Raw genomic sequence first — 11,573 nt, 5'->3', positions numbered from 1 at the left:
GATTCTATCTCTTCACTATCTAAAGATGTAGGACTATCTTCTACTATTTCCTCTTTTAGTTCTTCTTGTGATTCTTCAGAAGGACTTTCTGTTGATAAACCTTCTAATTCTTCTATATCTGCTAAAAAAATACTTTCTTGTGTATCTGCTTCTGAATGATTTTCTTCTATAGAAAATTCTAATTTTTCTTCTTCAGATTCTTTTATACTATTTAAAATAGCTTCATCTAAAGATAAAACTTCTTTTCTGCTATCAATTTTTTCTATACTTGATAAATATTCTTCTAAATTATCAAGAACTTCTTTATCTAATGATAAAAGCTCATCATCATTATAATTTTTATCTTCTATTTCACCAACATAGGCTCCAATATCATTATTATTAAGTACATCATCATCTGATATACCAGCTTCTATCATGCTATTTATATTAGATAAATTGTCAATATCCTCTTCTTCTTCCTCTAATATATTATTTATATCCAAAAGCTCTTCATCAGTATATTCTCTCATTTCCAAATAATCTGATTTTCCTTTTTCATCTGAAAGAATATTAGTAGAACTATCTTCCAATTTAAAATCTTCAACACTTTGAATGGAATCTAATTCTCCTTCTTTTAATCCTGCTTCTTCTTTTATTGATTCATGAATTTCATTTTGATCTTTTGAATATATATTATTAACTATATAGGACTGTTCAGAAGATAATACATCTTCTGGTATAAAGTCATCATCGTCTTCTTCTTCATCAACCACATATTTATCTGAAGTAGCTGGAAAAAGAATAGACATATTCTCTAAACTTACATCATCAATACTATCAGCTATCTCAAGATCATCTTCAGATAGTTTTAAACTTCTTTCTAAATTCTTATATTTTTCTGTTTCTTCTTCTGTGTAGGCTATATTTGATGTAGGATCTTTTTCATCCTTTTTATCTTTAATATTTTCAGGCTCACTTAATACATATTCTTTACTTGTTATTTTTCCATGTATTGTAGGGCTTTCTTTATCTGTATTACCAATAGATATTATAGGAAAATCATTTTCATTTACTTCTATAACTCTTTCTATAAGTTTATCTATATCATACTCATTGATTGAGACATCTTTATTGTAATCAAAAATACTGGCGAACTCTTTTTCCACTATTTAATTCTCTTCATAATTTTTTCTTATATCAGAGTACCTTTTAGGTATGGTAATAATTATATCATTAGTTATAGGCGTATTGTAATCAAAATTATCTGGTAAAAATCCTAATTCTGACATACCGCCGCATATCTCCAAAATATCTGCCACTGATATACCATATCGGCAAAAATATACTCCTTGACTAATAACAGCTCCTTTTACTGTAACACTAATCAATGTATCATTTACTTCAATATTCTTATGAAAAATATTTATTAGTATTCCCAATAAAAATATCATTAGTATAAACGATAAACAAAATACTCTATTTCTCATAAAATTATCGGTTATTATACAATTTTGTTTAATGATATCATTCTTTTTATTTAACGTCAAGATTATAAAATTTATATACTGTAGAATAATATAAATAATTTCTATTTTTGCTTGATAATTTAACAAATGGTAGTATACTATATTAAATATATTATTTTATTTCCGATAATACTAAAAAATAAAATTATATGGTGTTTAAAATATGTTCGATTTAGATATAGTAAATGCATTCAGTAAAGGTACAGTAATTATATTAAAAAGCTACTTTAACTCTAAAGTTGGTAAAGGTAATGTAAGAATATACAGAAATGCTAATCATGTAGGTGGAGTAATAGTTTTTGTTGGCATAACAGGAGATTTAAGCGGAAGACTTATGTTCAATATGAGTAAAGCTACCGCTTTTAAATTAGCATCTGCATTAAATATGGAGTCAATCACTACAATAGATGATATATTTATAGCTACAATTAAAGAATTTGTTAATATGGTTGCTGGAAGTGCTATTAATGATTTATCTACTAAGCATATAGATTTAGATATGACACCTCCTGCTATATTAATGAGCGAACAAATGTCTATGCTTGAAAAAGAAAATGATAAAATATTATCCATAAACTATAAAACAGAGCTTGGAGAAATATTTATGAATTTAATATTATTTAATCAGTCTAATTAAAATAAGTGCCTAAAATTGTACAATATTTTATATTAGTTTTTATTATAACCATCATAATAAAAATTGTAGTAAATAATATAGTTATATCAAAAAAATCAAGCGAATTTTTAAATAAATATTTCAAAGATGAAGAAAGACTATATTCAATAAAAGAAGTATCTGAAGCATTTAAATTGGAAGAAGAACATTTTAAGAAACTTATACATACATTAGAAAAATATAATTATTTTCATTTCTTTAATAAAAGAGGTGTAACAATGGTTAAAGACTTCTATTCTAAATACGAACTTAAATATTTAGTAAAACTTCTTAGCAAAAAACAAAAACTCAAATATTAAATTATTTCTTTGATAAATAAATCACTGGAAGTTGATAGGTCTACTACCTCTATTCCATCACTAACTGTACCATCAAGATGTTTAACTATAGATAGCACAGGGCGTAAAGGCAAATTAGGGTTTTGTTCTATAACTCTTGCTATACTTCCATCTGAAAGTTTAACTCTGGTATTATTAGGATAAAAGCCTACAGCTTTTTGGAAAGCTTTAACAACATCTGTATCAAAATCCTTTTTAGCAAGCGATATTATAATTTTTACAGCTTTATCTGGTGTATAAGGAATATTACGTTCTCCTTTAGTTATCAAATTATTAAATGTATTACAAACAGCTACTATTTTACTGTATAAACTTATATCTTTATTATCTTTCTGAAAAGGATATCCTGTACCATCATATTTTTCATGATGTTCCAGTACAATATCCGCTATATTATCATCTAAATTATCTCTTTTTACTAATTTATAACCCTGAGTAGGATGCTTTTTTAATATCGCTTCTTCCTCTTTTGTAAGATTTGACTTTGTTAATATACTTTCCTGAATAAGAACCTTACCTATATCATGTACTAAAGCACCAAGCATTATATTTGCCATATCTACTTTTGTAAGATTTAATTCTCCCGCAGTAATAGCTGATAATGTAGCTACATCTACTGCATGTTTATACATTGTTTCATCTTTACGTTTTAACATAGAAAGATAAGAATGGGCATCTTTATTATCAAGAACTGATGAAAGCATATTATTAACTTCTTTTTTCATGCTGTCAAAATCTATAGAAGCCCCATTTTTTACTGATTCATATAATGATTTAGTCTTTTCTATAGCAGCTTCTTTGCTTTTTGCAACCTCTTTACTATCTATTTTTAATATTTGCTTTCCTTCTTCCTCTACAACCCCTCTTATAACAGCTTTTTCGCCATTACCGGATGTATTTACAGTGTTTTCTTTTTTAAGATTTAAAAGTTCTGTTACACTTATAGTTGTAATTGAGTTTCTTTTTAATGTTTCTATTATATCTTTTGTAATTACAGTACCAATATCAACTATTCTTTTATCATCGCTATTATATATATTACTAGCTACTTTCATTCCTTCTTTTACTTCATTTAATGGTATTGTAATTTTTGGCATATATAATCCTCGAAATAAATTATTATATTAGAATATATAATACCATATAGTGATATTATATCAAGTAAAATTATAAGTATAACCTGAATGTTATATTATAAATATAATAATTTAAAAATAAAAAATGCACATAAAAATAAAAAATATATATACTCAAGTACTTTTACTAAAACGCATAGATGTTATATTATATTTGTTAAGTCTCAATATAAACATAGCTACTATAACAGCCATAAGAAATGCAATCATTATAAAATAATTAGCTATAGACATACTAGTATCACTTTGAATACTAGTAAGTCTTTCAGATTTTGAATTTATACTTTCATCTATTGCATTGGCTTCAGATATATTTCCGCTTTCCATTAATGAGCCTTTTCTCATTCTTAAGTTATCTATTTCTTTAATTATACTATCAACTTCTTTATCTTTTTTTATTTTATTATATAAATTATATCCCCAAATACCTATTCCAACAACTGATAATACAGATGTTACTATAATCAAAACAAGTATGGCAAATTTTCTTTTTTTTATGCTTAAATTTGATATATTAAGAGACTTGCTTTTTATATCCTCTATATGATCAATAAGCTCTTTAGATTTAGGGTATACTAATCTAGCCTCTTCCATACAAGATAATAGATTAACCATAGATTTATATCTCTCAGATCTTTGAAATCCAAGATAAAGCCTATCTATTTCTTTTATTTTATCTTCAACAGTATGTTTAACTACTTTAGGCTTTAAAAAATATGATTTTTTCTTTTTTTCATCCTGATTGCCGTTGTTTTCTTCCGTATTTTCATCATCTAATAAGTTTATATTTTCATTTTCATCAACAAATCCCTTATCAAGTTTTCTAATTCCGCCTAATGTACTTTCCTGACTTACTGTATTTCCATTTCTATCTTTAATTTGAACTCTTATACCAAAAGTATCTCTAAACATATTTTCAGCACTTTCAACACTAGTATCTTTATTTATAACAATAAAAGCCTTTTGATTTTTTCTAGGATCAGATATTTCAAATAATTTTATATCATCAGATTTATGTGCACCTTTATATATACCTAATGATATACCAAATTCTCTATCAAAAGCATCAAGAAGTTTTGATATGGACATATCTAATGTAATCTTCATAATAACCCTCTTTTATGTGCTTATTTTATCATATTTTACAATAAATAAAACACATCACTTCAAAAAAAAGAAAAAATATAGAACATAATACTTGATTTTTATCAAGTATAATTTATAATCTAAGCTATTAAAAACGTGTTTTTTACAATAGCCGAGATGGCGAAATTGGTAGACGCAGCAGACTCAAAATCTGCCTGAGGCAACTCAGTGAGGGTTCGAGTCCCTCTCTCGGCACATTTAATTTACATAAATGAGTGTGCCTTATGAATAACTCAGCTATAATAATAGATGATGATAATAGCCGATATAATAAAATAAAAGCCACATTAGAAAGTTCCTCTATAGAAGTATTCATAGCTGAAAACCTATACGAATTAATGAGTAAAATATACAAATACAGCATACGCATATTAGTTTTTAATCCAAATTTAGTATGGATTAATGTTATAGAATTTATCAATGAATTAAAAAAACTTCCTAATTTTAATGAGTTTACTATATTTTTTTTGTATGAAAATATGAGTAAACATTTAGAAAAAGAAGCCCAAAGATTAAATATAATATGTATGAAATACCCTTCTCATATAAATAAACTAGTAACCAAAATAGAAAATCTGTAACCTATACCATAAATTTTATAAAAAATGTAGTACCTTCTCCAACTATAGAGTCAACATCTATGCTGCCGTTATGTTCTGATATTATCTTTTCTACAGTAGCAAGACCTATACCTGTACCCTTCTCCTTGGAAGTAAAATAAGGTTCAAATATCTTATGAAAATTATTTTTATCTATACCTACTCCTGTATCAGTTATACTTACAATAAAAAATTCATTTAAATCTATTATTTCATGGTATGAAGAAATATATACTACAGAACATTGAGCTTCTAAAGCATTTTTTAATAAATTTCTAAAAGCCATAGCCAATTTCTCTCTGTCCATATTAATAAAATGATCATGATTACTCAAAACAATACTAAACTTTACATTAGGCGTATTTTTAAAAGAATCCAAAACTTCTAAAAGAACTCCATTAATTGACTGCTTATCTTCAGAAAGTTTTATTGCAAAAGAAAATTCAGAAAAAGATTTGATTAAAGTTGATATTACATTAGCGTTTTTTACTATAATGCTAGTTGATTTCTTTACTTTTTCTATATCTTTATCAGACATATTTGAAGAAATCTTCCTATCTATAAGCTCAGCATTCATAATAATAGGCATTAGAGGATTTTTTATCTCATGGGCAACTTTTATAGCAGCCTCTCTCCAAGTTTCAAGTCTAGCTCTGGTATTTTCTCTTTCCCTATGATATTTTAATGCTCTTGCCATAACATTAAATCTATGTATTAAATTCCTCATATCATGCACACCGCCAAGTTTCATATCTATATTAAAATTGGCATTAGTTATAGAATTAGTGGCATCAAGTATCAAACTTATAGGTTTTGTAATTAACCTTGATATTGCTATACCAAATACTATTGAAAAAAAAGTTGATATACCTAATATAAATAAATATAGAAGATTCAATATTACAGAAAATTCATTAATAAACATATTAACAGAATTATAAAGTCTGAAAGCCTCTAAAGCATTGTTTCTAATTTCTATATAATTTTTAGGCATAATCTCCGACCATATAACATAATTATCAGCTATATGTAATGGTATAATAGCATTAACATAAAATAAACCATTATATTCACTATTTAAGAATATTATATCTTCATTATCTAATTTATAATTAATATCTATTGGTATATAATCTCCAGAATTAAAAAATATAATGTTATTGCCATTATACGAATTTGATAAAAAAACTATATTATTAAAATACTCTGTCTTCTTTAACAAATTATATATTTTCTCATCATTAGCATTATTTGATATAATATAGTCATATATATTATTAAAATATTGAGTACCCACTTCTGAAATTATATCAAGCATATAATTTTGTTTATTTATTATATCATTATTGGATATATCTATTAAATATGATATGGAATCATTGATATTTTTATCCAAAAATAAATCTAAATTACTCTTAATTATGTATTTAGATATTTTGCTTATAAATAAGCTTGGAAGTATAGTCATTAAACCCATAATAAAAACTATAACTATTTTTAAATGAGAACCTTCCTTTTTCATTATAGCATCTACTATAAATTTAATTATAATTATAACACCAACTATTATACTTGTGAAAGGAAAAAACAATACAGCAAATACATAAAAAGGATTAACTATATTAGGTTCATATATAAAACTACTTACCCATATAGATGCTATTAAGTTTACTATCGTAAATATAACTATAAGACTAGGAACTACTATACCATATTTTTTTTTAATTCTTTCATATCTTTTTTTAATAAAATCCATAATTTATTTAAGCATATCTTTTAAAACATCAGACATATCATCCACTTTTTTCAAATGAACAGATTTAATGCCTAATTCTAAAGCAGTATTAACATTGTTAATATTATCATCTATAAATAAACACTCTTCAGCATTAAGATTAAATTTATTTAAAAAATATTCAAATATAGATTTTTCCGGTTTTACCATTTTCACATCACCAGAAATTATCCCTCCTACACAAATTGTATCAAAGAAATCTGTATCTTTTCTTAAAAAATTAAATGTTTCTATTGGCATATTAGAAAGATAATATATATTATAACCTTTATTGTAATATTCTCTTAATAAATTTATATTATTATCCTTATTAAGACATATAGTTAATGCTGTATCAAATATCTTATTTACAACTTTTTCATATTTACTGCATACTTCAATAAAATGTTTTCTGGAATCTTCAAAACTCACTACACCTTTATCCATAAGAATCCAATTCACACTATTAAAAGTATTATTAAAGAAAAATTCTCTATCTTCTTTCTCTATATATTTATTTAAAAAATCATCTATAATAAATTCATATAAAACATTCCCTATATCAGATACTATATTTTTAATCATAATTTAAAACCTTAATTAATATTTTCAAATATTATATTTTCTATAATTTCTTTGTCAAGCAGTATTGACAAATAGTAAAAATAAATTTATAGTTATATTACTCTGCTGTTCTCGTTAAGCGATGACATTCTTGCGCCAGTATAAATTAATGCATTAGGGATCTAGAGCGAAGCATTAATGATAGGCTCGCCGGCATCGCGATACGGTTTTGAGAAATCAAGGTCATGTTTCTGAGGAACCCACCTGGCTTTTTGGTCAGGCGCATTTATGTCGCATGCGGCTCAGCGGAGGTCTTAAAATAAACCTTTCAAGTAAAATTCCATTTAGCCGATAACTAATAATAGTTTTTTAGAATTAAGACAATTTTTTAGACAAAAGGCTAAACATTATGAATGATAACAAAAATCAAAAAATAATAAAAACTATATTAAGTCTAACAATATCATTTTTGATAATATTTATAGTTGCTATGTTTGCAAGAGCAGCAAGCGATACAATATTACCGCAAAATAGTGCAGCATCATTATTCATTAATGATTATTTAGATATGATGAAACAAAGAATAGATAAAATAGCCGTTGGTATGAAAATAAAAAGAAATAGTGTATCCCAATATCAAGTTAACCTCATAACTCAGTCAATATCTGATTATGTGGGATATAATATGTACCAGACATCTGACACTCTAAAAAATTATGACCCAAATAAATCGCCTACTAAAGCTCAGCTTGATAAATATAAAAATGATTATTACAGAATGACTGTTGAAAACCCTTATTTAAAAGGTATGACAGTATTTGATATGAATGGTAAAATGATGCTTAATTTATACTTATCAAGAAATAAATCATGGCCTTTGGAACTACAGAATAATTTAATAAATGAAATAAAGCAAAAAGGTTCTTTAGTATTAAATGCAAGCAATGAAAATGCATTTTACATAATGGAATATATTAAAAACGATAATGGAGAAATGATAGTTACAACTAGAAATGACTATTCTTATGTATCTGATATAGCTATGTATTATCAGGTTGCAGATAAAAGTTTATTTGTAAGCGATTCTAGAAATTCAGTATATAATGTTAAAGAGCCTATAGGAAATAACTTAGAAAAAGTTTCAAGCGTTATTAACAGATATGCTTATTATAAAAAGCAGCCTAGCTTTGTAGTTAATGATTCTCTTACTGTATCTATGATAACAAAAGAATATTCTAATTACTTTGAACTTATAGTCTTGGCAATAACTGCTTTGTTAATATTAGCATGTCAATTAGTAATAAAGGGAATAATTGCTTTCTTTAAATATCTCATGCAGATTAAAACTAATAGAGATTATGTTAAAAATGTTCAAGGAGATGATGAACTAATAAATGACAATATAGTAAATGCAGCATTGCCTGTTTCAAATACTCATGAAGAAATGCCTCCTATGATACAAAAGGTTCATTACAATATACCTAATGAATATTTAAAAGAAAAGAAAGAAAATGAAAAAAACGAAGAATTTAATATAGGAAAAGATATATTAAATATAGTTGCAAACATAAAAGAGGAAATAAATAATTGTAGAAATAAATTTTCTATAACAAAAGATGATTTAAAAAAAGACATCAATAAAGAAGAAAACAAGGAAGAAGATAAAATAGAAATACAGAATGAAGAAATAAAAACAGTAAGTATATTGGAAGAAGATAAAACAGAAGATATACCATTAGAGGAAAATAAATTAGAAATACAAGAAGAGGAATTAAAAACTGTAAATATATTGGAAGAAGTAGAAAATGAAGTTGATAATGAACTTAACAATAAAGAAGAAGAATTAACAATATCAGAATATGAAAAAAATAAATATGATTATGATAAATATGCTCCATCATATTATGATAAAGAAGATGAAGAAAAAGAAATAGAAAATATGTTCACTAATGTTTCTGAGGAATTAAAAAATAATACAGATGAAAATGAAAGCATTGTAATTGAAAATATTGCTGAAGAAAGCGAAAAAGAAACATCTAATTATGAAACAACTAATTCTGATTATAGAAAGATTAATGAGGAAGATATATTTAATAAGAAAATAGTAAAAGAAAATTTATTATTATCTCATAAAGAAAAAGAAGAAGAAAAAAACAAAGAATATGCTAAAAGTTTATTCAATAAAAAAACTGACAGCTATATAAAAAGTGATTCTAATAATGCTGCTAAAGATATATTAAATTCGTACAATAAAGCTGTTGAGAGTATGGATTTAAAAGCTAAAGAAGAAAGTTCAGAAAGTTTAGAAAAAACTACTAATTCAAGAACAGATGATGTATTTGCTGCTTTTGATAAAATGCTTTCTTCTATAATAAGCAAAGCAGAAGAGGATGCTAGAAATAGTATAACAAAAAAATAATTTCATATTAATGCTGAGAGGATTTATATGTTAGATAAGCATAATAAGATATCTATCTTTGTATATATATCTATTTTAATAAATATAATAGTACTAGCACTATTTATAACATTTGTATTCGGTCTTAAAAAGGATGCTTTTGATGTTGATACAAAGAAATTGGATAGAAATGCATTAATATGTCAAAACAGTATAGTAAGTCTTGTAAATGATTATGACAATAGATTAAATAAAATAGTTGAAAGTTATCCATTTATTAATTTTTTACAAAATGTTATATTAAATGGTATAGATGAAAGTGAAAAAGATAGAATTATATCAATATTTAGAATCGGAAATTATCCTTTCGATACTGTTGCATTATATTTGGCAGATGGTAAATCCGTATTTTCTTCACCTGCTAAAACAAAGCCAATAAATTTAGAAGATCATAAAAACTCAAAAGCATTTTTTGATAAAGATTATGATGGTGTTTATTTTATAAAACCTATAAAAAATAATAGAGGTATAGAAGTTGGATATGTAGTAGCAAGTGTATTTAAAAAGATATTTGAAAATACTTCATATAATCTAAATTTCGTAGTACTTCCTAATGGAGTTGTTTATTATAACCCTTCTATAGATATTAATAGTATATCAAGAGATGCACTTTCTCAATATATGAATAATGATATAGGAGGATCAAAAACTATAGATTCTGATAGTAATTCATATACATTCTACTCAAGTAAAGTTAAAGATATAAATAATTTTAGCATTGGACTATTAGAATTAAATGTTCCTGCAATACAAAAATATTTAAAATATGCTATATTAGCTTTATTATCAGCATCATTAATATTCCTAATAATAACATCTCTTATTGAAAGAAATACTAATAATGAAAATGAAGAAGATATATATGATGATGAAGATAAAGATTTTGAATATGATAATACTGGTATAGTTGATAATGACGAAGAATTTAATATTGATGACTATGATATAGATACATTAGATGATGACAGTATAAAATATTTAAATGATACAAATAGGAATAAAATAACTAAAAAAAATAAAGTTGATTTACCTAAAATAGATGAAATTGAAGATATAAAAATTGAAAATAGTAATGAAGAAGATGAAATATTAAAATTAGATAATTTTGAAGATGTATATTCTTTAGAAAAAAATGAAATACCAAGTTTAGATTCTATTTTAGAAGAAGATAAAAAACCGGAAGATACAGATATACCAACTTTAGATGATGTGTTGGAAGAAAATTCTGATAATAATCAAGAAGATGATGAATTAGAAGATGTACCTACATTAGATGATATACTTGATGAAGAATACAATATGTCAAAAGATGCGTATAACAGTGAAGAAAACTTTCCTGTAATAAAAGAATATTCTGATGATGAATTATTAGAT

11 protein-coding genes and 1 tRNA gene are annotated in these 11,573 nt (G+C 25.0%); 6 read left to right on the top strand and 6 right to left on the bottom strand.

Annotation, left to right across the window (positions count from 1 at the left end):
- On the bottom strand, window positions 1-1,148 hold a 1,148-nt coding region (locus T324_RS17610; RefSeq protein ID WP_038375389.1), incomplete at its 3' end, for a hypothetical protein.
- 3 nt (window positions 1,149-1,151) lie between these two features.
- Entirely contained in the window at window positions 1,152-1,469 is a 318-nt protein-coding gene (locus tag T324_RS0116345; RefSeq protein ID WP_028331234.1) for a hypothetical protein, read from the bottom strand.
- 202 nt (window positions 1,470-1,671) lie between these two features.
- On the opposite strand from T324_RS0116345, the gene T324_RS0116340 reads away from it, so the two are divergent.
- Window positions 1,672-2,145 carry a chemotaxis protein CheX gene (locus T324_RS0116340; RefSeq protein WP_028331233.1) on the top strand — a complete coding sequence of 158 codons (474 nt, stop codon included), beginning with the start codon at window positions 1,672-1,674 and terminating at the stop codon, window positions 2,143-2,145.
- Between the two features lie 5 nt (window positions 2,146-2,150).
- Window positions 2,151-2,483: a hypothetical protein gene (locus T324_RS0116335; protein WP_028331232.1), complete on the top strand. Its 333-nt coding sequence runs from the start codon at window positions 2,151-2,153 to the stop codon at window positions 2,481-2,483.
- Here T324_RS0116335 and T324_RS0116330 read toward each other — a convergent pair.
- Entirely contained in the window at window positions 2,480-3,619 is a 1,140-nt protein-coding gene (locus T324_RS0116330; RefSeq protein ID WP_028331231.1) for an HD-GYP domain-containing protein, read from the bottom strand. The two genes, T324_RS0116335 and T324_RS0116330, sit on opposite strands and share 4 nt — an antisense overlap.
- 153 nt (window positions 3,620-3,772) lie before the next feature.
- A complete protein-coding gene (locus tag T324_RS0116325) occupies window positions 3,773-4,765 on the bottom strand; it encodes a hypothetical protein (RefSeq protein ID WP_028331230.1) in 993 nt (330 codons plus the stop codon).
- Between the two features lie 150 nt (window positions 4,766-4,915).
- On the opposite strand from T324_RS0116325, the gene T324_RS0116320 reads away from it, so the two are divergent.
- Both T324_RS0116320 and T324_RS0116315 read left to right on the top strand, forming a co-directional pair.
- A tRNA-Leu gene (locus tag T324_RS0116320) sits at window positions 4,916-4,999 on the top strand.
- 29 nt (window positions 5,000-5,028) lie between these two features.
- The gene (locus T324_RS0116315; RefSeq protein ID WP_028331229.1) at window positions 5,029-5,385 is read left to right on the top strand and encodes a response regulator; all 357 of its coding nucleotides are present in this window, start codon (window positions 5,029-5,031) and stop codon (window positions 5,383-5,385) included.
- A 1-nt stretch (window position 5,386) separates the two neighbouring features.
- Here the strand turns inward: T324_RS0116315 and T324_RS0116310 are convergent, their stop codons facing one another.
- Window positions 5,387-7,159, bottom strand: a complete 1,773-nt coding sequence (locus T324_RS0116310; RefSeq protein WP_028331228.1) for a sensor histidine kinase — start codon at window positions 7,157-7,159, stop codon at window positions 5,387-5,389.
- Window positions 7,160-7,162: 3 nt separating this feature from the next.
- Window positions 7,163-7,762, bottom strand: coding sequence for an HAD-IA family hydrolase (locus T324_RS0116305; protein WP_028331227.1), 600 nt, complete (start codon window positions 7,760-7,762; stop codon window positions 7,163-7,165).
- Window positions 7,763-8,150: 388 nt separating this feature from the next.
- Between T324_RS0116305 and T324_RS0116300 the strand changes: the two genes are divergently transcribed.
- Window positions 8,151-10,160 (top strand): hypothetical protein, encoded by a 2,010-nt coding sequence (locus T324_RS0116300; protein ID WP_028331226.1) that lies wholly within the window; start codon window positions 8,151-8,153, stop codon window positions 10,158-10,160.
- A 27-nt stretch (window positions 10,161-10,187) separates the two neighbouring features.
- A partial coding sequence (locus T324_RS18205) for a hypothetical protein (RefSeq protein WP_028331225.1) occupies window positions 10,188-11,573 on the top strand: 1,386 nt, incomplete at its 3' end.

Origin of the sequence: Brachyspira alvinipulli ATCC 51933 (assembly GCF_000518245.1) — a bacterium.
GTDB classification, from domain to species: Bacteria; Spirochaetota; Brachyspiria; order Brachyspirales; family Brachyspiraceae; genus Brachyspira; species Brachyspira alvinipulli.
The sequence above is the reverse complement of the archived record's forward strand: the minus strand, read 5'-3'. Positions and strand labels throughout refer to the sequence as shown.